Annotated in this window: 23 protein-coding genes; 9 read left to right on the top strand and 14 right to left on the bottom strand. The window is 36.4% G+C overall.

All coding sequences use genetic code 11. From position 1 onward, the window contains the following. Positions 1–223: 223 nt before the first annotated feature. Positions 224–1,489 carry a GTPase HflX gene (gene hflX / locus CRG87_RS06145; RefSeq protein ID WP_074425853.1) on the top strand — a complete coding sequence of 422 codons (1,266 nt, stop codon included), beginning with the start codon at positions 224–226 and terminating at the stop codon, positions 1,487–1,489. A 48-nt stretch (positions 1,490–1,537) separates the two neighbouring features. Here the strand turns inward: hflX and CRG87_RS06140 are convergent, their stop codons facing one another. From CRG87_RS06140 to CRG87_RS06125, 4 genes are all read right to left on the bottom strand, one after another. Continuing rightward, positions 1,538–2,452, bottom strand: coding sequence for a C40 family peptidase (locus CRG87_RS06140; protein WP_074425854.1), 915 nt, complete (start codon positions 2,450–2,452; stop codon positions 1,538–1,540). Between the two features lie 155 nt (positions 2,453–2,607). Beyond that, positions 2,608–3,345: a C40 family peptidase gene (locus CRG87_RS06135; RefSeq protein ID WP_074425855.1), complete on the bottom strand. Its 738-nt coding sequence runs from the start codon at positions 3,343–3,345 to the stop codon at positions 2,608–2,610. A gap of 203 nt (positions 3,346–3,548) precedes the next feature. Next, on the bottom strand, positions 3,549–4,040 hold the full coding sequence (locus CRG87_RS06130) for a C40 family peptidase (protein WP_074425856.1): 492 nt from the start codon (positions 4,038–4,040) through the stop codon (positions 3,549–3,551). Between the two features lie 139 nt (positions 4,041–4,179). Further along, positions 4,180–4,728, bottom strand: a complete 549-nt coding sequence (locus tag CRG87_RS06125) for a guanylate kinase (protein ID WP_074425857.1) — start codon at positions 4,726–4,728, stop codon at positions 4,180–4,182. 94 nt (positions 4,729–4,822) lie between these two features. On the opposite strand from CRG87_RS06125, the gene CRG87_RS06120 reads away from it, so the two are divergent. Then, positions 4,823–5,152 carry a DUF2187 domain-containing protein gene (locus CRG87_RS06120; protein WP_074425858.1) on the top strand — a complete coding sequence of 110 codons (330 nt, stop codon included), beginning with the start codon at positions 4,823–4,825 and terminating at the stop codon, positions 5,150–5,152. A gap of 115 nt (positions 5,153–5,267) precedes the next feature. On the opposite strand, the gene CRG87_RS06115 is transcribed toward CRG87_RS06120, so the two are convergent. The 3 genes from CRG87_RS06115 to CRG87_RS06105 form a co-directional block, all read right to left on the bottom strand. Beyond that, positions 5,268–5,930, bottom strand: coding sequence for a putative bacteriocin export ABC transporter (locus CRG87_RS06115; RefSeq protein ID WP_074425859.1), 663 nt, complete (start codon positions 5,928–5,930; stop codon positions 5,268–5,270). 10 nt (positions 5,931–5,940) lie between these two features. Beyond that, a complete protein-coding gene (locus CRG87_RS06110; RefSeq protein ID WP_074425860.1) occupies positions 5,941–7,950 on the bottom strand; it encodes a hypothetical protein in 2,010 nt (669 codons plus the stop codon). Between the two features lie 208 nt (positions 7,951–8,158). Continuing rightward, positions 8,159–8,473 (bottom strand): YxeA family protein, encoded by a 315-nt coding sequence (locus tag CRG87_RS06105; protein ID WP_074425861.1) that lies wholly within the window; start codon positions 8,471–8,473, stop codon positions 8,159–8,161. A 426-nt stretch (positions 8,474–8,899) separates the two neighbouring features. On the opposite strand from CRG87_RS06105, the gene CRG87_RS06100 reads away from it, so the two are divergent. From CRG87_RS06100 to CRG87_RS06090, 4 genes are all read left to right on the top strand, one after another. Then, positions 8,900–10,435: an O-antigen ligase family protein gene (locus CRG87_RS06100; RefSeq protein ID WP_074425862.1), complete on the top strand. Its 1,536-nt coding sequence runs from the start codon at positions 8,900–8,902 to the stop codon at positions 10,433–10,435. 151 nt (positions 10,436–10,586) lie between these two features. Continuing rightward, positions 10,587–11,006, top strand: a complete 420-nt coding sequence (locus CRG87_RS06095; RefSeq protein ID WP_074425863.1) for a helix-turn-helix domain-containing protein — start codon at positions 10,587–10,589, stop codon at positions 11,004–11,006. Continuing rightward, the gene (locus tag CRG87_RS08140; protein ID WP_228150054.1) at positions 11,003–11,149 is read left to right on the top strand and encodes a hypothetical protein; all 147 of its coding nucleotides are present in this window, start codon (positions 11,003–11,005) and stop codon (positions 11,147–11,149) included. The genes CRG87_RS06095 and CRG87_RS08140 overlap by 4 nt, the downstream gene beginning before the upstream one ends. Further along, complete coding sequence (locus CRG87_RS06090) at positions 11,101–11,679, top strand: Fic family protein (RefSeq protein WP_322862735.1); 579 nt, start codon at positions 11,101–11,103, stop codon at positions 11,677–11,679. The genes CRG87_RS08140 and CRG87_RS06090 overlap by 49 nt, the downstream gene beginning before the upstream one ends. A gap of 140 nt (positions 11,680–11,819) precedes the next feature. Here CRG87_RS06090 and CRG87_RS06085 read toward each other — a convergent pair whose 3' ends face one another. Next, a complete protein-coding gene (locus tag CRG87_RS06085; RefSeq protein ID WP_074425865.1) occupies positions 11,820–12,440 on the bottom strand; it encodes an LVIS_2131 family protein in 621 nt (206 codons plus the stop codon). Between the two features lie 94 nt (positions 12,441–12,534). Then, the gene (locus tag CRG87_RS06080; protein ID WP_074425866.1) at positions 12,535–13,077 is read right to left on the bottom strand and encodes a hypothetical protein; all 543 of its coding nucleotides are present in this window, start codon (positions 13,075–13,077) and stop codon (positions 12,535–12,537) included. A gap of 361 nt (positions 13,078–13,438) precedes the next feature. Here CRG87_RS06080 and CRG87_RS06075 point away from each other — a divergent pair, with 361 nt between their 5' ends. Beyond that, positions 13,439–15,100, top strand: coding sequence for a multicopper oxidase family protein (locus CRG87_RS06075; protein ID WP_074425867.1), 1,662 nt, complete (start codon positions 13,439–13,441; stop codon positions 15,098–15,100). Positions 15,101–15,264: 164 nt separating this feature from the next. Continuing rightward, a complete protein-coding gene (locus CRG87_RS06070) occupies positions 15,265–15,975 on the top strand; it encodes a C39 family peptidase (RefSeq protein ID WP_074425868.1) in 711 nt (236 codons plus the stop codon). 223 nt (positions 15,976–16,198) lie between these two features. On the opposite strand, the gene CRG87_RS06065 is transcribed toward CRG87_RS06070, so the two are convergent. The 5 genes from CRG87_RS06065 to CRG87_RS06045 all read right to left on the bottom strand — a co-directional run bounded on the left by CRG87_RS06065 (position 16,199) and on the right by CRG87_RS06045 (position 21,046). Next, positions 16,199–16,675: a threonine/serine exporter family protein gene (locus CRG87_RS06065; RefSeq protein ID WP_074425869.1), complete on the bottom strand. Its 477-nt coding sequence runs from the start codon at positions 16,673–16,675 to the stop codon at positions 16,199–16,201. A 2-nt stretch (positions 16,676–16,677) separates the two neighbouring features. Continuing rightward, positions 16,678–17,454: a threonine/serine exporter family protein gene (locus CRG87_RS06060; RefSeq protein WP_074425870.1), complete on the bottom strand. Its 777-nt coding sequence runs from the start codon at positions 17,452–17,454 to the stop codon at positions 16,678–16,680. Between the two features lie 11 nt (positions 17,455–17,465). After that, complete coding sequence (locus CRG87_RS06055) at positions 17,466–19,013, bottom strand: ABC-F family ATP-binding cassette domain-containing protein (protein WP_074425871.1); 1,548 nt, start codon at positions 19,011–19,013, stop codon at positions 17,466–17,468. A 419-nt stretch (positions 19,014–19,432) separates the two neighbouring features. Beyond that, entirely contained in the window at positions 19,433–19,792 is a 360-nt protein-coding gene (locus tag CRG87_RS06050; protein ID WP_074425872.1) for a hypothetical protein, read from the bottom strand. Between the two features lie 45 nt (positions 19,793–19,837). After that, on the bottom strand, positions 19,838–21,046 hold the full coding sequence (locus tag CRG87_RS06045) for an LCP family glycopolymer transferase (RefSeq protein WP_074425873.1): 1,209 nt from the start codon (positions 21,044–21,046) through the stop codon (positions 19,838–19,840). A 144-nt stretch (positions 21,047–21,190) separates the two neighbouring features. On the opposite strand from CRG87_RS06045, the gene pepF reads away from it, so the two are divergent. Then, entirely contained in the window at positions 21,191–22,996 is a 1,806-nt protein-coding gene (gene pepF, locus CRG87_RS06040; protein WP_074425874.1) for an oligoendopeptidase F, read from the top strand. Positions 22,997–23,091 lie beyond the last annotated feature (95 nt).

The raw sequence follows: 23,091 nt of genomic DNA, 5'->3' as shown, positions 1-23,091 counted from the left end.
CACGCTGTAAAAAAGCAAAGAAGTCAAATAAAGGAGTTGTTTTTAGTGCACACTGTTAACTACATGTGTGTAACTAAACTTTACTTATTTGTAAACCCAAACATTTGTATTACAATTAAACTAACCTAATTAAAGAAGGAAGATAGCAATCATGTGGATTATTAAAATTAAAACAGCGAATATTAAATAAACAAACTAAAGATTTACGTAGAAAGAGGAACAAATGATTGATAATACCCCTCGTAAAGTTAAAGCTTATCTCGCCGGCGTTAATTTAGATGATTCGAATTTTGATTACTATATGACCGAGCTTGCTAACTTGGCTCAAGCTGCCAATATGGAAGTTGTCGGACAATCAAGACAAAACTTAGAGCATGTGGTTGCAGGTACTTATTTCGGTCTTGGAAAAATCAATGAAATAAAAGATATGGCACATGGCTTAAAAGCTGAAGTGCTTGTTTTAAATGATGAGTTATCCCCAGTGCAGATTCGCAATTTGGAAAAAATGACAAAATTACGTGTTATTGATCGCACCGAACTTATTCTAGAAATTTTTTCAAGTCGTGCTCGTACAAAGCAGGCTAAGCTTCAAGTTCAGTTGGCTCAGTTAGAGTATGAATTGCCGCGATTGCACCCATCAGAAAATAATTTAGACCAACAACGTGGTGGTGGCTTTGCCAACCGTGGTGCCGGTGAATCAAAATTGGAATTAAATCGAAGAACAATCGGTAAGCAAATTACGATAATTAAAAAAGAGCTTAACGCTATTTCTGGGCAAGAAGAAATCAAAGCAAAACGCCGCAACCAAACTCATATTCCCAAAGTTGCTTTAGTCGGTTATACAAACGCTGGTAAATCAACCACGATGAACGGTTTACTGGAAGAATTTTCTAAAGAAAATGATGAAAAGCAAGTTTTTGTTAAAGACATGTTATTTGCAACACTTGACACTAGCGTACGGCGAATTGAGCTAAGTAATAACTTCAGCTTCATTCTTTCTGATACAGTTGGCTTCATTTCTAAATTGCCACACAATCTAATCGAATCCTTTAAGGCAACTTTACAGGAAGTTAAGGATGCTGATTTATTGATTAACATTGTTGATTCTTCAGATCCAAACATGATTCAAATGATTCAAACAACGCAGAACGTTTTGAGCGAAATTGGCGTTAAGGAGGTGCCAATGATTACCGCATATAACAAGGCTGATAAAACCGACCGAAATTATCCGCAAATTGAGGGCAGCGGCATTTTATATTCTGCGACTGATTCTGAATCGATTAAGCTGCTCGCCCAACTAATTACTAAGCGTGTTTTTGCAAGCTATCAGAAGGTTAATTTGGTTGTTCCACTGGCTGATGGTAAAGCACTGGCTAACCTGCATGAATACGCCCAAATTATTCTAGAAGAATATAAGACTGATGGAGTTCATGTAACTGCCAGATTGGCTCCTGAAAAGCAGGCTCAGTTTCACCAATATATTGTTTAGAAGACACAAAAAGGTCACGCAAATGCGTGACCTTTTATTATTTTATTTTTATTGAATGACACGTTTAGCAATACAAGGGTAAAAGTATGAGCTAATTGTATCAAGGACTACACCTTTATCGGGAGTAGAAGCATGAACATACTGATTATTTCCAATGTAAATTCCAATATGATATGGAGCATCGACTGAGCCCCAGTATAGCAGATCGCCTAGCTGCAATTGATCCATTGAAACTGTTGTACCCATTTTTACTTGATCAGTAGTTACGCGGGGCAATTGCACTCCACCTACTTTACTATAGATTGATTGCACCAATCCAGAACAATCATAAGCATCAGGACCATTTCCGCCCCAGACATAGCCTTTACCGACTTGGCTTTTAGCCAATTTAACAACTGCTTGTTGACGCTGTGCTTTACTGCCTGTAGCTGCTGGTGCTGTAGCTGCAGGTAATGAACTAGGATTATTCTTAGCTTGACTAGGCTTTTGAGGTTTATTTGTCACATTGGTTGGTTGTGGGGTAACCTCTTTATTTGTCTGTTTAGGCTGCTTTTGCTTCTTTGCCTTTTTGTCTTTTTTAACCTTTTTATTATTAACCAAATCTTTTAGCTGATTTTTAGCTGGCTGATCATCAGAATCAACAGCTTCACCATCTAAATCTTTGGTATAGCGGGCTTCAATCCATTCATTGTCACCAATTTTATACCATAAGTTGCCTTTTTTATCGACAGCAGTTTCAGCAACATTCCATTTGCTATTGTTTTTTGCACGGAAGTTAATCAACTGGCCTTTTTGATAATTTGTCCATATTTTAACGTCCTTACCCGGTAAGTAATCTATTTGGACGCGTTTGATTGGCGCTTTCAATGTAGCTGCATTCACTATTTTTTGTGGTGCAACTGTGGCGACTCCTGTCAGTGTCATCGCCGCTGCAAGACCTATTTTCAAGAAATTACGTCTCATTAAATTTAATCTCCTTTGGTAGCTAATGTGGTCATAATTAGTACTTCACCCTTTATTTTAACTGGTTAAATTAATTTATCAAGCTACACTGGTTAAAATACAAAATAAAAAGCACTCAGATGTAATATCGGAATGCTTTATTTCTTTAATCTAAATTAGTTAAGAACACGTTTGGCCACAGATGGATAAAAGTAGGAGCTAATATTATCTTTTACAACACCTTGGGCAGGAGTTGCTGCATGAACATATTGATTGTCACCAACATAAATGCCAACATGATAAGGTGAGGAGGCTGAACCCCAGAATAACAAATCTCCTGGTTTTAAATTCTTCATTGAAACAGTTTTACCTTGCTTAACTTGAGAATAAGTCGTACGACTAATGTCAAGACCAGCTTTACTATATACATATTGTGCTAACCCTGAGCAGTCAAAGCCACTAGGACCATTTCCACCCCATGTATAAGGTTTGCCAACCGTTGAATTTGCAACATTAACAACTTTGTTTGCTTGCTTTGAAGTTGAAATTACACTATTTGCAATATCTGGCTCAGCCTGTTGCTTAACCTTTTTATTAGCGTCAACAGTATATCGAGCTTGAATCCACTTTCCTTCACCAATTTGGTACCATGTTTTACCTTTAGCATCAACCGCAGTACCTAGAACATCTACTGTCTCACCGTGTTGGATTCGTTTGCCGGTAAAGCTTGGATTATTATAATCGTCCCAAATGTTAATGCCGTAACCTGGAACGTAATTGATTTTTACTTTAGTTGTTGCAGCTTGTACACGGTTAGTGGTGGAATTTGAATTAACGGCATTTACTGCTCCTAACCCAGTAATGGTCAGAGCTGCAGCCGTAGTAAATTTTACTAAATTGCTCTTAACTTTCAAATCAAATTGCCCCCATGTTTTTATCTGTATTTTATTTAAATTAGTTAATTATTATTTTAATATCACAAGTTTAATTCTACGTCAGTTATGTTACAGAACCATTACAAAAACAATACTGAAACGTAAAAAACCTCCCAAAGGTTAGTTTGCGAGGCTTGAGTTGTTAATAATTTTTGAAAAAGATTTATTTGAACGGAAACTATTTACTGAATGACGCGCTTTGCAGCTGAAGGATAGAAGTAGGTGCTAATTGATTGCTTTATTACTCCTTGATCAGGTGTTGCAGCGTGAACGTATTGATTATCACCGACATAAATGCCAACGTGGTATGGTGAAGCTACAGAGCCCCAAAAAAGCAAGTCACCCTTTTTTAATTTATTCATTGAAACCTTTTTACCCAAAGCAACTTGTGAATAAGTTGTTCTTGGTAAAACGGCTGCACCAGAACTTTTATAAACGTATTGAACTAATCCAGAACAATCAAAGGCATAGGGGCCAGTTGCACCATATACATAACCCTTACCAACTTGTTTCTTTGCAAGTTTGGCAACCGAATTACGCTTTTGTGTAACAGTACTTGCTTCAACTTCAGTTGCTGTTGCTGCAGATACCTTACCGACAGTGACAATACCTGTGAAAAATAAAGCTACTAAAGCAACTAATTTAACTAAACTCTGTCTATGTCTGTGTTCCAAAATTAATCTCTTTCCTATATCAAATCTATTTCGTTCTCAACAATCTATATACTACTCACAGAATGTTACACGTTCATGTCAAACGAGCTACAAAACATTTAGAAATTTTATAGGAAAGACGGTATTTATGTAATTTTTATTATGAAACTTGACAATTTGTAACAACTTTACGCAGTTTTTGCTGCGTTTGTGCCCAATCATCATTTATCAAAATGTGTGCATCTGCCTTTAATTCTTCTGGCAAGGCATTTAGTTCACTGCCACTAAGACGCTCATTGATTTTTTCCGGAGTATCACCACGTTCCAATAAACGCTGGCGTAATTCCTCTCTAGTGCTTGTCGTAACATATAAAAAATAAACTTGTTCTTTTAGTGCATTAATATAGGAAGCAGCCCCTTTGATATCAACTATCAGGGAAACTACTTGATGGTTTTTCCAAGCAGCATCAAGTGCTTCTTTACTTGAGCCATACTGATATGATCCATATTTAACATGCTCAAAAAAGTGAAGTTTTTTGAAGCTACTTTCACTTTCAAAATAATAAGACTTATCTGGACTTTCTCCCTTACGCATTGGTCTCGTGGTATGTGTTACAACACGCGGAATAGCAAATTCCTTGGTTAAATAATCCGAAATTGTCGTTTTACCTGCGCCACTCGGACCGGCAATCAAAATTAATTTTCGCAAAATCCAGGCTTCCTTTACTTGAAAACAATTGCTTTTTATAATAATATCTTTCTATTATAAATAAACATGGGTAAGAGAGGAAGTAAAACTCATCATGAAAAAATCAGATGTAAAAATAGATGACATTCTTAGTGCAAAATCCGAAGAAGAACTTACCAAACCGTTTTTAGGCAAAGTAGAAAAAATTTACGAAAATTCTGCCCTGTTGACAATTATCGACTATGACGAAGTTGACGATACTGCAGTCAGCGACCTTAACCAAAAAATTGTGGTTAACTTCAAGAACCTCAAAGCTGCACCTAAACGCAAAATTAAGGAAATTCAAGCTAAGGCTACAAGTGATATTAAGGTAGAAAAAATTGCCAAAGTAGCAGATGAAACAGAAGATGAACAAAAAGATGATGACAAAAAAGCTGAAAAGTAATTTTAGAAAACATTTTTTAAGTTCAATTAAAAAGGTCTCATATCGTAATGAGACCTTTTTGTTTGGACATTTTTACAGTTAGTTACTTTTTGGCATTTTGTTTTTAGGGATATATTCAATTAGTTTTACGTTTAGTTATTTTTATTTTTTTATTCTCAATTTCAATTACATAGTCACACTGTTGCCAAACCGTTGGATCATGTGTTGCTATCACGACTGTTGCATCTGAATCAAAGTTAGTTAACAAAGTTCTTAGTACTAGTTGACTATTTTCAGCATCTAGCGAACCAGTTGGCTCATCTGCGAAAATCACCTTAGGCTCTTTTAATATTATCCGCGCCAGTGCAACTCTTTGCTGTTCACCACCACTTAAAGTGTATATTTTTTGCTGTAATTGCATTTTTCCAAGTCCAACTTGGGCCAAAGCTGCCCGCATTTTATTATCTTTTTCCGTTTTAGACAGCTTTGAATTAGTTAGTCCAAGTCGCAAATTTTGTTTAACTGTCTCAGTATCAATTAAAGCAAAATTTTGAAAAACGAAGCCAAAGTAATCACGATATAGTTTTTTCCTATTTTTTGAGTTAATATTCAAGTCATTAAATTCCACTTTACCTGAGGTAGCTTTTTCTAAGCCACTCAAAATATTTAGAAAAGTGGTTTTCCCAGCCCCACTTTTGCCCACAATAGCATAGCTTTTCCCCGTTTCTAAGGTACAGCTAACATCTTCAAAAATGGTTTTTTCTTTAAATTTTTTTGTAAGATTCCTTATTTTAATCAAATTACAGCTCCTAATTTCCATGATTAAGTGTGATTAATATATTTTGCTGGGCTCTATAGTATGTTAATAAAATAATAACTGCTTCCAGTAAAATGTAGCCTAAACCAAATGGTATCAAGCTCAAGTAACTATGCTTTATTAAAATAAAGCTAATTGTCAATAAGTCAAAGCCCAGATTGAAAACCAAAAATTCTACCAATAATTTAGCACTTGATTTACCAAATGCTCGATAAATTGCCATCTTATGCCTCTGGCTTTGTAGAAAAGTTGAGCTAACAAACATAATAACAAAGCTCAGCTGGAGAATAGATAAAATTATTGTAATTGTTAGCATCAGTAAATGGCGATTAGCATTTCGCTGATAATTATCTGTTAATGCCCTTTGACTGGTAATGCCCCAAAAATACGGCCTTAATCCCAACTTCTTGATCATTTTTTTAAGTAACTTGAGATCAGAAAATACCGTTTTTGATTGACTAACGGAAGCCAAATAAAAATCATCTGATAGTAGCTTATTGTTTGCAACTACGATTATTGGGTCTATCGAGATTGCCATCGTAATATCATCGTATCCAACTGTGTAATTAAATATTTTTTGTCCGCTGTCAATGGGTACAACTTGAATGGACGGTAAATGATTTGATTTTTTTTGATAATAATTAGGGAGAGAGTTCCTGAATTTAAGATAGCTTATCATCTGCTTTTTAGCGTGTTTGGTCTGATCTAAGCGATTGCGCGGAACTAGTAAAAGAACTTTCTTATTGTCAAACTTGAATCGTTGAGACTTAAGTTCACTGTTCTTAATGAAATTATCGTTTGCAATAATTACATTGCCATTGTCAGGATGAATAGAGCGCCTAGGTGGAAGATATTCCTGTGAATTTTGCGCAACTATTACGTTCGGTGTTTGCACGACTAGCTTATGTACCAGTCTTGCTACTCGTCTATCTACTTGTTTGTCTGACAGTTGCCACACAAGCCCAAGTGAATAACGATTATTCTTGGAATGGATTTCTTGAATTATTTTTGTGTCTCTTACATAAGCCTGATGACTATTATGTAGAGATATAGTATTAAGTGCTACTATCCCAAGCAATAGTATCTTTAACGCATAACCAATTAATAAAAATGGGCGTGAATTTCCTATTCCTTTAATCACTTGATATGGTTTTATTAATACTAAAACTGAATATGATAGAGTGTCTAAACATAAAAAAACTAGTAAGAAAATCGTCAAAAATATAAGTAAATACGGTAAGAACATTCGCAAGCCTGCAAATGTAAACACATATAAACTCCTTGCAATCACTATCATAGCAATAGCACCCAGTGCCAACAAAAACCATAGCATTTCATCTTTGAAATCAGACTTGATTATTTGCCAATTACTCAAGCCATGGATCTTCATTATGGCATAAGCTTTAAAGCGGTATACTTTTTCCAGTATCATAATAATAAATATGATACTAATAACACTAATAAAAATAGTTGCTGTACCTTGCGGAAAGCCACTAAGAGTTGAGCTTAATAAAATACTGGGAGTTGGGGCAGTGCTTCTGACTTCTACTTTCAGGTCTTCTTTACGTAGGAATGAAACTATTCGATTTAAAGCCTCACCTTTAGCATTGGTAAAATATAAGCCGTATATATCTTCTAATTGAAATTCATTATTTGTCAGCTTTTTTATTGCTGCATTTTTATAAATTGCATAAGTTTCATTTTTGGAGCCAAGATTATATACTAGTTTGCTTGTACGTCCGTTAGTCTTATTAATCCGTAATTTAATCAAAGAAACATTTTTATCGTCAGCTATTCCCCGAAGCTTATCAAAAAATGCCTTCTTAGTGACTTTTTGATTTATAGGGGCACTATTTTTTACAGGCTTGGCGGCATAAACATTTATACAAGTTTGATTGTTTGGCAGTGTTTCATCATCATAAGTGTGAATACTCTCAGCAAATAAGCCAATTGCAATGACTGTGGTTAGTGAAAAAAGTATAATTTTTAATTTCCGTAACATGTTTTATCTTTCTAATATACAAAAAAACACAGTCTATTAATACCCGTACTTTTTGCTTAAAATCACAATTTAGTTAATTGTACTATAGTTATAGAAACATCAGCATTAACTTAATTTAAATTGGGAGAGTTTAACTACTATGTGTATAATTGCTATTAAAAAGGTCTCATATCGTAATTGAGACCTTCTTGTTTGGACATTTTTCCAGTTAGTCATTTTTTGGCATTTTATTTTTAGGGATATATTCAATTAGTTTTACATACTGTCTCTTATGATGAATTGCAATATACTCCTGTGACGGATCATAACCGCCAACATACATTATCTTATAAGGGAGTTTTCTGCCATTACGGTCAACGGCCTGAACATTGTAATATTTTTGTGTGTTCTTCGGTACCTTTGCATAATCGGTTTCCATCTTAATGTGAGGGTTAAAGTAATCCGTATACTGATTAGGTATAACCACCAAGGCTGCAATTGCGAGTGCGATAATACCAATAATAGAATAAAATAGTTTTTTCATATATTCTTCCTTTTTAATGTATTTATTTTGAATTACTACTACAATTATCAGCTTCCATTATGACTGAAAAGCACTCCCGAATTCTGACATAGTATGACTTTTTTCCAGTCTATAATGATAATTATACTTACTTCATTATTAGTTTAGTTTAAATTTAGAAAAACTTAACCATATTTATATGTTAAGCTTCTCATTCATTGAAAGTAATTTGTTATTGCAATTGCAGATAATTAAAAAGATGTACAAGCCAAAATGCTTCTACATTCTTTAAAATTATTCAACTTTTTACTATAAATGCTAATCTAGTGGATAAGATATAAAAATCCTCTTAATTTTAGCTCAGCTAAATTTTTAAACTCTTTTTTTTTCGGTCATTTTTGCCTAAAATTAGGCTTACATATTACTTAGCATTTTGGGAGAAAAACAGTGAAAGAAAAATCAAAAAACATTTTATTCTGGTTTATCCTTGTTCAACCGTTTCTTGACTTGTACTGGTTTTACCATGGCAGCCTTGCTACTATTTTACCTTTTACATTACCGACCATTATTCGACTCATTGCCGTAGCTGTTTTATTTTGTCTATTTTTTAGTCAAAAAGAGTCGTGGCAGAAGTTGAGTACACAAAAATGGTTAATCGCCTATCTAATTTTATTAATTATTTATAGCGTTCTGCATTTAGTGCACGTACGGACATTTACCAGTGTTAATCCCACTAACTACGGTTACTCCACTAGTGGTGAGCTATTCTATTTGATTCGCATGTGTCTGCCACTCGTCATTATTTATTTAACCAAAGAACTTAATTTTGGCACAAAACAGTTACAGCAAGTAATCGAGGGCGTTTCTGGACTTTTTTCAGGCACAATTGTCCTATCAAACTTGTTCGTAATTTCACTGAAATCTTATGAAACAGGCGTAATCAGCGCTAATATTTTCGAGTGGTTTTTCAATCCAAATATCGGCTATTCGCATATGGCTTCGAAAGGTTTCTTTAATTTCACCAACATGATTTCAGCTGTTTTGTTTATGCTGTTACCGCTGCTTATTTATTATCTATTTACTGATTTCAACTGGATCACAATCACATTGAACGTTGTTCAGGCTTTAGCAATGATTGAAATCGGAACCAAGGTTGCCGCAATCGGCTTAATTGGCGGAATTCTAGCTGGGCTTCTGCTCTACCTATTCCACCGCTATATCCTTAAGAATGCGAAAAAAAATATGCTTGCCGTTTTTGTTAGTTTGCTAATTGGAGCAGGCTCGATTGCAATCTTACCTTTTGGTCCAGCAATTCAACGCTATAATTACGAAATATATTTGGCAAAGCAATCTGACCATGATTTATCCGACGAAACACGTGAATTGAATGCTGGCCTTAAAAAATATCCTACTGGTCAAAAGCGAGAAGACTTTTTACGAAGTTTTATTAAGGAAAACTACCAAGCCTATGCACTCAATCCAAAATTCGTCTTCAAGAGCTATCCTTACCAGTATGATCCTGAGTTTTGGTTAAAAATTATTAACGAGCCCGGTCAAACGCGTATGGAAAATCGCCATCTTGAAAAGGCTATGCTGAATCAAGTTGTTAAGACTAATGACAATAAGCTAGACAAATTCCTAGGTATCTCCTATGTCCGCGAAAACAACATTTTTAACTTAGAGCGTGACTTTGCGGCTCAGATTTATTCTTTAGGCTGGATTGGCATGTTAATCTTTGTCGGACCTTACTTGGCAATACTACTTTATGCTGCTTATCGCTGGCTCAGGTATCAATCAGCTCGAACCTATCTGGTTAGTTCATTAATTGTCTCAAGCGCTTTTATCTTGCTTGCAGCTTTTTATTCAGGCAACGTAATGGACTTCCTAACAGCCAGCTTTATCTTCGCATTCATTGAAGGAAACTTATTACTACAGGTGCGAAAAACGAAAACTAATACGACTATCAATTTAAATCAGAATTGAAAAGACTCGTGATAGATATAATAACTAAACCTAACTTTTGTTAGGTTTTTTTAGTTAATTAAAAATATACTGTGTCATGCTCTCTATCCCATATATCATCAAAAAGTGTCTAAATATGGTAAAATCGAGACAAAACACTGGGGGTTCTAAAATGAGTGCAACAATTGTTAAACTGCTTGAAAGCAAAAATATGAGTGTTACAAAAGTTTCTGAGATTAGTAATGTTCCACTTAGTACCTTAAGGAATGCAATCGTCAAGCCAATTGAAACCTGGTCAATCCGTGTGCTTAATGCTTTTGCAATTGGCTTAGGAGAAAGACCAGGAGACTTGTTAAACGTATTAGAAGCACAACCATATATTTTAGATATAAATGATGATACGCAAACTATTCAAGGAGTTTTTATTGCTGATAAAGAAACTTATCAGCAAATTAGAACTGTTGTCGAAGTTAACCACCTAGAAGGATGGAATCCAACAAAATCAGATATTCAGGAACTGCTAGATGAAGCAATCAGTCCCGATCCTCAAGTAGCTAAACGTTTTGAAGAAGTTTGGGAGCAAGAACAGTGAGCGATTGGATTAGTAAAACTCTGTATTCAAATGGTGTATTAAAAAACAAGCTCCATATTCATGATGCAGCAGAATTAGAGAAAAAAGAGAATGAATTATCTGCTCGAAATGCTTTATTCCTATTACAAAAAAGCCGCAGATAAAAGATAGCAATGACCTTAAAAAAATTCACCAATTCTTATTTGGCGAACTATACGATTGGGCTGGTAAATATCGCCCAGGTAATTTTAGTAAAAATGGCTATCAGTTTTTTGACTTCACCAGATTTGATTTCGCCGAAAAAGACATCAATAGTATGTTACGTAAGCATCCCAAAACAACGCCCTTATCTGCTAAAGACTATGCTGAACTATTAGACGCAATTAACTTTATGCATCCCTTTAGAGAAGGCAATGGTCGTAGCTGCAAAATTTTCCTTTCTACATATGCAGCTAATCATGGTCAAATGATTGATTATCCAAGAAAAAACGAAGAAATGATTCAAGCGCAAAGTGAGGCCAATATTGACAAGATTGCAAAATTAATTAAAGTTGAAAATACTCCAAGCCGTAATAGAACACTTCAGTTACTGGCCTCACAGCAAAAGAATGCGCAGAAGCAAATTAACCAATCTAGACTCCCCAAAAACTCTGGACAGCAAGAAATCGATTGCGATGATAATCCTGACCTTTAGTGAGGTTGGAAATTTATTATATGCCCTAATTCTTGGTAAGGCTTTTTATAACTTAATAATATCCTTAAAGCTATTACCTAACGAAAAGGGTCCTGAAAGCTAAACAACTTTCAGGACCCTTTTTATTATTAAAATTAATTTTACTTTTCTTTGATAAATGACGCGTCTGGAATCCTGATTAGATAATATCTAATAGCATTGTGTCCAGCGTGCATGCCAATGCCATTTTGCCAAACTTTTTTATAATTGGCAGAGTAAACAGCCACATACGCACGCTGATATTTTCGATCCATTTTTTCTAGTTGCTTTTTGTCATAAGGAATCCTAGTAGCATTAAGATCGATTGGGTTTTTACCATATGCTACCGTTGCAAAATCGCTTGAAACTTGCGCTTTTCTACCATTACGGAAATAAGTATACGTTTGGGTGCCGATTTTTTTCTTCTTCGAATTAATCGTTACATAGGAAGAATTACCCTCACCTGTGTTCATCACCAGTGGTTCATAGGTTACTGTTGACGTGATTTTGCTCGTATCCTCAAGGTCTGGATTATCAAGCATTGTGCGATCAAATAACCAAATAAGTGCCACTAAAAAAATCACCACTTCAACTAGATCAATTAAAAAATTAGTCCAGCTAAATTTGCGGTGCTCCTTGATAATCATTGTAATTCGCCGTCTGCGAATGTTCTGAATGACAAAGATAAAATATAAAATGACAAAGACCCACAATAAGACGCCGAGCAAATTCCAACTAAACATAACACCCTCCTGTAATTGCTTTCATTATATTGTAAAAACTTGATTTTGAATAGTAAAAAAAGCCTAAACTATCTCCTGTTCATAAATAATCGGGCTATTTTTTCTTGGCTTTTGTAGTTTTCTTTTTCGTAGCAGCTTTCTTAGCGGCAGGCTTTTTAGCAGGTGCTGGCTCAGGCTTAGCATATTCTCTTACTTGCGTGATTTTTTCCTCGATTGCCTCCACTAGCTTTGCAGTGACTTCATCTTCGGATTGCATAATTTCATCTTCAGTAGCCAATTGATCAATCCGAAAGTTCGATGCATTCAAAAATTCTGACTGTGTTTCAAAGTAAACATAGATTGGGTAGTCTTTGCCTTCTTCAAAAAAGTTACTGACCTTTTTGTAATTGCTATATGGCAAGTTAATAATATTATTTTCTAAAATGAAAGTGACTGGTCTTTGTCCTGTTACTTCAAGGGCAACATGACTTAAAGAATCATGCTTGATTGCGGCAACTGTTTCCTTAACCATTTTCGTCGCTAGTTCCTTAAGCTTGGCTTTGGATTTACTAATGTCAGCGTATTTAACGGTTTCTAAATCTTGCAGGTAGTTTTGTTCTTCAATTCTCTCTGCTAAGTCTGTTAAGTTAATCTTCAAAATAAAAATTCCCTTTTAAGTTAATCAATTTGTTATCAGTCTTCTATTACGATACTCAAATTCATCATTAAAAACAATTTATTTTTCTTTCTTTAAAAAATTTTTTTAAAGAACAATCGCTTGAAGAAAGTGAACTTTTGTTCCGTTTTTTATTCAATTTTCTTTACAATCACTTGTGCTCAAGCTGTTTGTGAAAAGGATTAAATAACACTATGATGGTCTAAAAAACAAAAAAGCGTTTTTATATTTTTAAAGCTTAAAAACATCACTATCCGTACTTTACAAGCGTTTTCACAAAGAATAAAATTTAACTTGAATATAAAATTTTTAGCTAAAGTTTTAAATTGAAAGGTAGACAAATATGTCAGAAAAAGTTTACACAGATTATTTCTATAACTCAGATGATTTTGACAAAAATCATGGTATGGGCTACAAAGAACTTCATATTCCAGAAGGAGTAGAGGCTCAGCCTTTAATCGTTCCTCCAGTATTAGAGCCTGATAAGCAAGAAAACAATGATGTTTGGTACACCATTGAGTCTCAAGAAGGTGAATTCCAATTTTTGCCAGGTAAGAAGACTCATACTTGGGGCTATAATTTCCCAGTTCTTGGTAAGACAATGGTTTTAACTAAGGGGCAACATGTACATGTAACCTTGAAAAACAGCTTACCAGAATTAACTACTTACCACTGGCACGGTATGGAAGTTTCAGGTCCTGGTAACGATGGTGCATGTCACTCACCTGTATACCCAGGCGAAGAAAAGCAAATCGACTTCGTTGTTAACCAACCAGCCGCACTTACATGGCTTCACGCTCACCCATGTCCATCAACTGCTTCACAAGTTTGGATGGGACTTGCAATGGGTGTTGTTGTTACTGATGCTAATGAAGCACAATTACCAATTCCTAAGACTTATGGTAAAGACGAATTCCCAATTATCTTGCAAGATAGAATCTTCCACGAAGATAATCAATTCGACTACAAGGCAGACTACAACGCAATGGGTATCTTTGGTGATACACCAGTTATCAACGGTGTTGTTCGTCCTTACGTTGATGTTACAACTCAAAAAGTTCGTTTAATCTTCTTAGGTGGTTCTAACCGTCGTGAATGGCGTTTACACTTTAGTGATGATTTGGTAATGACTCAAATCGGTGGTGACGATTCATTCTTAGAGCATCCAGTTAAGATGACTAAGGTATTAATCGGGCCTGGTGAACGTCAACAAGTAGTTGTTGACTTCAGCAACTACAAAGAAGGTGACGTTGTTAACCTTTACACTGATGACTTCAAGTTAGTTGAATTTAGAATTCATAACTACGAAAAAGATGACAGCGTAATTCCTGACACCTTATTCAAGCCATATGATCCAGTTGTTAACCCTAACTCACCAGTTCCTCATGTTACTATGGACAACCACAACATGATCAACGGTAAGAAGTTTGCTATGCAACGTATCGACTTGAAGCAAGACTTAATGAACGCAGAATACTGGGACGTTACTAACACTAACGACAAGGTTAACGGTATGTTACACCCATTCCATATTCATGGTGCTCACTTCTTAGTCGTTTCACGTAATGGTGAAGAACCATATCCAAACGAAAAGGGCGTTTACAAGGACACTGTTGAAGTTGCCCCACAAGAAACTGTTCGTTTGAAGGTTTACTTCCAAAACACTGGTGTCTTCATGTACCACTGCCACATCATCGAACACGAAGATGCAGGTATGATGGCTCAAATTCAAATTGTTGATCCAAAGGATCCAGATAAGACATACGAATTAATGGACATGGAAACTTTAACTAAGGCCTTCTCAGAAGAAAAGGGTATCCCAATGGATGAAGTTTACTGCCCAGGTATGGATACTGAAGGTATGGCTGTTAAGGGTGTTGACCACTCATTAGACGCACTTTCAGGTGCTAGCCACAGCCACCATGAAGAGCATCATGAAGAAGCTCCAGTTAGTCATGAAGAACCTAGCCACGAAGACGCTACTTCTGGTGCAAGTCATCACTAATTAATTTTAGTTTTGCATAAATCAATTAAAACCACTCAAGCAATTGAGTGGTTTTTCTTTTCTCCAAAATATAGTGGTTAAAATTTCCCTAAATAGCTTGGAATTGTTATGAAATTTAGTAAATTCCTTTGCTTTTTTTCTTTATCATGTGGTTAAATAGCCCTATGAGAAAGAAAAGAACACTTACCCGAAAAATTATGTATCTACTTTTGGGTGTAATTTTTTTAGGACTGGTTTTTGCAGTTCTTAACTCAAGAGCATTTCAAGATCGCTACGACTGGTTAACCTTGAAGTCAGAACAAAAACTTGATGTACCACTAGAAAATCAGTACCCTGACCTGCCAAACGGTTGTGAAGTTACTTCACTATCCATGCTATTGCAATATTATGGCTTCAAGGTCAATAAGCTGGATTTATCAGAAAATATCAAACACGTTGCTTCATACACAGATAACGGTCAATATCGTGGTAATCCTCATGTTGGCTTTGTCGGATATATGAGCCAAGCCAACGCCGGCTGGTGCGTTTATAATGAGCCCCTTGAACAGGTTGCACGTAAATACACTAATCGGGTGCAAAACTATACCGGTCACGACTTTATTCAGGTTCTGAAACGTGTTTCTGAGGGCCATCCTGTTTTAATTATCACCACAATCAAGTTTAACCATGTCAATGACATGCAAACTTGGGACACTGCTCAAGGAAAGGTCCATGTAACCCCTTCTTCACACGCATGTGTAATTACAGGTTTTAATAAGAAAAACGGTACAGTACTCGTAAATGACCCATTTGGACATAAAAACAAGGTAGTCTCATGGAAGAACTTGGAAAGTAGTTATATTCAGCAAGGTAAACAGGCTATCTACATTAATTAAAAACGCAGTCCCAGTTTACGTGGGATTGCGTTTTTGGTATTTTTGATAAAACAAAAAGAGCAGATTCAATTAAGAATCTGCTCTTTTTAAATCGAGGCCCATTTTAAAAATAGGTGACTACTTCTGTTCACATCAGGTTGGTCAAGCACCAACACTTCCCGTGTCTGCCAATTAAGGCTGGTGTCCTCATCCAAATACGCATCTCGCGTTTTGTCGACTCGTATTAATTATTATACGAATTTTTCTTCTCTTTGTAAAACTTTTTTGCTCTGAAAAAAATCTCGACAAACATATTAGACAGTAACATCCCTAGCGCGATTGAGCCTGTAACAATAATCACTCTTAGTGCTGAATCACTCGCACCATTGATATTTCCAGCTGTTAATTCCCTAACCGCTTGGTAAGCCGGAACACCTGGAACTAATGGAACAATTGCCGGAATATAAAATACAGATGCAGGACACTTTTTTCTTCTAGCAAAAACAATTGCCAAAATTCCAATTGCAAATGATCCTAAAAGGTTTGAAATCAGTCTTCCCATTGATGCTCTCATTGCTAACCAATAAATAATCCAACTAACTATTCCGCTCACTCCCGCCAAGTTCAGCACCCGATGCGGAACGTTAATGGTCAGTGCAAAACCGACAGAAGCAAGGTAGGCAAACAAGATATTAATAATTAACTCTAACCAAAATGGCATTTTTAAGCTCCCAAAAATTTCAATATAATACCTACTCCACCACCAAGTGCAAAGGCGGTAAGCAAAGCCTCACAAATTTTGACCATTCCGGATAACAGGTCTCCCTTAAACAAATCACGTAGTGCGTTTGTTAAGGCTAAGCCTGGCACTAGTGGCATCAGTGCTCCCGTTAAAATATTGTCGATAATCATTGCTGGAAAAAGGTGAACTATTCCAACCGCGACTGTCGTCATAATCATCGCCGCGACTAATTCAGCTAAATATTTAACCTTTGTAAATCGTTTAAAGTAATATGCTGAAACAAAACCAATTGCACCAACAACTGCAGCAGCGGGGAAATCAAGCCAATCATAGTTTTCAATAAACATTACCATTAGCGTCGCACTTAAAACGGCAGCGCCAATTACTTGTATCCACAAAGGAAAAACTGGAAAATCGCCATTAGCAATTTTATAAACTTGTTCTTTTACTTGCGGCAAAGTGATTTTATTTGCGGCAAAATCACGTGATAATGAATTAATGCGATCAACTAGTTCCAAGTTGATGTTTCGCTCATGAACCAAAATGCTTTGGCAATAGTTCCCTCGATCCAAGCTCATAAAAATTCCTGTTGGCACGATAAAGACACGTGGATCAGGTTCGCCGGCGGTTTTTGCGATTCGCACCATTGTGTCCTCAACACGATACATCTCACTACCGCCTTCAATCATTAGCTCGCCAACTGTTAAGCATGTATCTAGTAAATCATGGTAAAAAGAGCTATCTTGCTTGCTAGACATAATTTTTTCCTCTAATTATTATTCATTGTCTCAATGTCAATCGTCTTATCAATCCAATTACCTTGGAAAAAATCACGCTCATGACTAACGATAATTACTGCACCTGGGAACTTCACGATTGCATCCCTAAGTGCATCTTTTGAATCACGATCCAAGTGGTTGGTCGGCTCATCCAAAAATAGCAGGTTAGCCGGTTCGAATTGCATTTTAGCCAACTTAACCTTTTCCTGTTCCCCACCGGATAGCTTTTTCAGTGGACTCATTGCCTGTTGCGCAGTTACACCTAGTCTAGCTAGGGCCCCACGCAATTCTTTTGGCTTGATTCGTTCAAAAATCTCCTGCAAGTATTGCAGCGGCGTCATATTCTTATTTGGCCAAGCTAAATCCTGCTTAAAATATGCAACCTTTGCCGTTTCTGACAATTTAAATGAACCAGAGATTGGCTCTATTTGATTAAGTAACGTTTTTAATAAAGTCGACTTACCGATTCCATTAAAACCAGTAATTGCGATTTTTTCATTACCACCAACTGAAAAATTAAATGGTTCCTTTACGATTGCCTCGTCGTAACCAATCACTAAGTCTTGGGTTTGTAACAGCAAGTTGGCAGCAGTCGCTACATAAGGAAATTCAAAATGAGGTTTGCGGTTACCCTTAGGCGGATTCAATACGTCCATTTTAGCCAGTTGGCGTTCACGCGATTTGGCACTTTTTGAACGGGTACCTGCTTTATTTTTTCGAATATAGGCTTCAGTCTTAGCGATTTTTCGTTGCTGGTTAGTATAGGCCTTTAGGTAAGTTTCCCGATTAGCCTCTTTTTGACGCATTGCCTGTTTCAATGTACCCGTGTAACGAGTAATTGTGCCGAGGTCAATATCAATAATGCAGTTGGCAATTCGACCAAGAAAATCATAATCGTGACTGACAACAATAAATGCTCCAGTAAACTCGTTTAAGTAATCGACTAACCAATCGATGTGTGACACGTCAAGGTAGTTAGTTGGCTCATCCAAAAGAAGAACATCAGGATTTTGCAGTAGCAACTTGGCTAAAATAATCTTCGATCGCTGACCACCTGAAAGCTGACTAACGTCATGTTCATAGCCCAATTCTGCTAGCCCTAAGCCAGAAGCAACACGTTCGATTTCGGTATCAATTCCGTAAAAGTTATTTTCTTCTAAGTATGTTTGAATCTTTCCTGCTTTTTCCAATAACTCATCGTTACCGTCTTCCGCATATTCCTCATACAGCTTATTTAGTTCTTCCTCTTTTTGGTATAGCTTTTCAAAAGCTGTACGTAAAAACTGTCGAATGGTCACACCAGGTGCTAATTTGGCATATTGATCTAAATAGCCAACTGTCACACGATTTTGCCATTTAATCTGACCCTCATCAGGAAGAATTTCACCAGTCAAAATTTTAATTAAAGTTGATTTGCCAACTCCGTTTTGGCCGGTGACTCCCATGTGGTCTTCTTTATTGAGCACAAAATTGCCATCCTGATACAAAGTCTTATCTTCAAAGCCCTGACCTAAATCTTTAACTGTTAGTAAGCTCATTGTGCATCTCCTTTGGGTTAATCAAATTATATAGTAAAGTAATCTTTTTTGCTTGCAGTTTTAATTAATTACATCCGAAATAAAAAGGCGGACGTCTTGCCCACCCTTTTATTTTCATCTTATTCCAAGTGCTTTTCTTTAGTTGTAATTGCTAGGATTTTTAATCATCCCTAATAACAGCTGTCTGTTTTAGACTATTAGCTGCATATAAGCCAAAATTAGTCTTAAGTCAAAATTCTTTTGTCTTATTAATAGTCTGCGTACTGTTTCATAATTATCTATTATTGCTTAAATCAAGTCAAGACTATCCAAAGCACCGTTGCAGTTGGCACAAAGAAAGAATACATTTGATTGGTAAAATTTTGTGTCTTAAAGGTGGTCATAAATAAAAGATGTCTGACTTTTCGTCAGACATCTTTTTATTTTCGTTCCTGCTCATACTGTTGCAGAGCATCTAGAACTTTAGGCCAGTAGCGTTTAGGCAAGATTAACTGCAATTTATCATTATAGATAGGAAAATCACTTGCTTTCATCCCTGTTATTTTCGCCAAATCTTCATCTGACAAATGAAATTCACATGCAATCCGCTTAATTTCATAGGAAGCATGCCCACGAAACCATGAAAGAGCAAAGAAGAATAATGCGAAAATCCCAGCAACCATGACAGAGACAGGGAGCGTCAAATGGAATGATCGCAGACAAATAAAGAATGCTGCAATAAAGCCAATTAGTGCAGACAATACACCATAAATAATGGGGAAAAGTGCCTTCTTTTGCATTTCGTTCTCCTTTTAGTTTCACTTAAATAACTTATTTCAAAAAACTTACTGCCCAGTAGAATTATCACTGCCTGTTCCATTACTAGTATCAGAAGAGCCATTAGTATTATTGGTACTATCAGTGCTTTCATTAGTAACAACAGAATGGTAAATTTGATAATTAGTAAACGGATTAGGATCCTTCCAATTAATGTGATTGTTTTGCTCATTCAGCTTATTGAGCTTAGTTTCATCATTATTCAAAACTTGTTGTTCTAGTTCCAAGTTGGCACGCATTTTGTTTGAAGCTTTTTGTAATTCTTCAGTTGATGCAACCTGGATTGAAGAACCATTAATCCATGCATCGTGACCTTGAATGTACCCACTACTAATATTTTGCGAACAGCCACGGTAAGTTAACGCCAAAGCCAGCATGTCATTGAAGGTTAAGTTAGTTCGGACATATTTATTAAAAATCTTAACTAGCTTGCGGTAGTTAGCAATTGAATCAACAGAAACAGCCTTGTGTACGACAGCATTAATTACTTGTCGTTGCCTCATTTGGCGGCCGTAGTCTCCTCTAGGATCGTCATGACGCATACGGACATAAGCCACAGCATGACGACCATTCAAATGCTGCTTTCCTTTATGGAAATCACACCAGTCATAAGAGAACTTAAATGGAACATTAACGTCGACGCCACCAACAGCATCAACTAGACTCTTTAAGGCCTTCATGTTGACTTCAACATAGTAGTTAATCGGTACGTTTAACAACGCAGATACGGTACTCATTGACGCTTTACTGCCACCGATACCGTAAGCTGAGTTAACCCTAAACATATTATATTTGTCCCCTGGATCGCCCAAAATGTTGGCTAACGTATCTCGCGGAATCGAGGTCATTGTTGCCTTATTTTTTCCTGGATTAGCCGTTGCTAAAATAATTGTGTCAGAATTACCCTTATCATGACGTCCTTCAAGCCCTTGATCAACGCCAAGAATTAGAACTGAAATAGGTTGCCGATTAGCGATTCGAGCAGAGGTAGCGGTATTGCCGTCTTGACCATCGATGGCACTATGTAAAGCAAAGTACATATGAGCTGCCCAAGCGAGCCCACAGCTTAAGCATAAAACAGCCACAATACCGCAAATTCGAGCAATTACATTACCCGTCATTTTTTGTGCTGGTGAAGCAAAAACATGATTGCGGTGAAGATTTAGAGAAGATCGATGTTTACGATAATCTTCTCTACGTTTTGAACTTGGTTCCATACCTTTATTCAATTCCCTTCATAATTATCCAAGTTTATTTGTATCACTTTCAAAGTTGAATTAGAATATTACCAAATATAATTAATAATATCTTATTTTTTATTATTTGGCATAACTATTATTAACACATGTAAGGAGATTTTTATGGCTATACCTAAAAGAACAGAAGTCCCAGAAGAACTTAAATGGGACTTAACAAGAGTATTTAGTTCAGATAATGACTGGGAACAAGAATATACTCTTATCAAAAAAGAAGTGCAAGACTTAAGCAAACTTAAGAAAGATTTTACTAAGGATGGTCATCATCTGTACGATGACTTAACTAAGATTTTAGAAGTTGGTCGCCGTTTAGAAAAAGTCTATGTTTATGCAACAATGTCCAGTGACGTTGACTCAAGCGACTCACACTATCTTGGCTATGTAGCACAAGCCCAAACCTTAGCAAGCCAATTTGAAGCAGCAACTTCCTTTATGAATCCTTCAATTTTAGAGCTCTCTCAAGCCGACTTAAACCAATTTATGGAAGACGAGCCTAAGCTAAACAATTACGCTCATATGCTTGAACAAATTATGCAACAAAAGCCGCATACTCTTTCGGCACAGGAAGAAAAAATAATTGCTGATGCTGGGGATGCCCTTGGCACTTCAGAAAACACCTTCAACGTTTTGACAAATTCAGATATGGAATATGGTTACGTTGAAACAGATGATGGCGAAATGGTTCAGCTGTCAGACGGACTTTATTCCAATCTCATTCAATCGCAAAACCGTGAAGTGCGTAAAAATGCCTTTGATGTAATGTATGCTACCTATGGTCAATTTGAAAATTCACTTGCTTCAACTCTTTCAGGAGTTGTTAAACAGCATAATTACTTGGCTCGAGTTCATAATTATGACTCTGCACGCAGCTCAGCTTTAGCAGAAAATCACGTACCTACTGTTGTCTATGATACTTTGATTAGTGAAGTTGACAGTCACCTTGATTTACTTCATGACTACGTTGCTTTGCGCAAACAAATTCTTGGACTTGATGATCTGCAAATGTGGGACTTGTATGTTCCACTAACTGGAACACCGTCATTGTCATATACTTTTGAGCTGGCCAAAGCAGAGGCTAAAAAAGCCCTAGTTCCATTAGGAGAAGATTACTTAAAGCAAGTTGATTATATTTTTAATAACCGTGTAATTGACGTCGTTGAATCGCAAAATAAGGTTACCGGTGCTTATTCTGGTGGCTCTTATGATACAGATGCTTATGAGCTTTTGAACTGGGAAAATAATATCGATTCACTTTACACCCTTGTTCATGAAACTGGCCACTCTGTCCACAGTATGTACACACGTCAAACTCAACCTTATGTTTATGGCGATTATCCTATTTTTGTGGCTGAAATTGCATCAACTACCAACGAAAATATTTTAACCGAGTACTTTTTAGATCATATTACTGATCCAAAAACACGTGCTTTCGTGCTTAACTACTACCTTGATTCGTTTAAGGGAACACTATTTAGACAAACTCAATTTGCTGAATTTGAGCAGTATATTCATGACTTAGACGCTAAAGGTGAGCCATTAACTGCAGACATGCTTGACGACTTCTACGGTGACTTAAACCAGCGTTACTATGGCGATGCGGTTGAACCAGGAAGTGAAATTGCTAAAGAGTGGGCAAGAATTCCACACTTCTATTACAATTTCTACGTTTACCAATATGCAACTGGCTTTGCAGCAGCAACTGCACTAGCCAATAATGTTGTGCACGGTACATCAGAGCAAAGAGAAGCTTATATTAACTTCTTAAAATCAGGTTCAAGTGATTACCCAGTCGAAATCATGAAAAAAGCCGGAGTTGATATGACTAAACCAGATTATTTGGAAGAAGCCTTTGAAACCTTTAAAAAGCGCTTAGCCGAATTTAAAGACATCATCAAAAATGATTTTAAATAAAAATAAAAACCACTTCATATTTTGAAGTGGTTTTTGCATGCCTAAGCATATTCTTGCCAAAATTTCCGTGCAATTGCTTGGTAAAGCTGACATCC

The sequence above is a fragment of the Lactobacillus apis genome (assembly GCF_002837055.1).
Classification (GTDB): Bacteria; Bacillota; Bacilli; order Lactobacillales; family Lactobacillaceae; genus Lactobacillus; species Lactobacillus apis.
The sequence above is the reverse complement of the archived record's forward strand: the minus strand, read 5'-3'. Positions and strand labels throughout refer to the sequence as shown.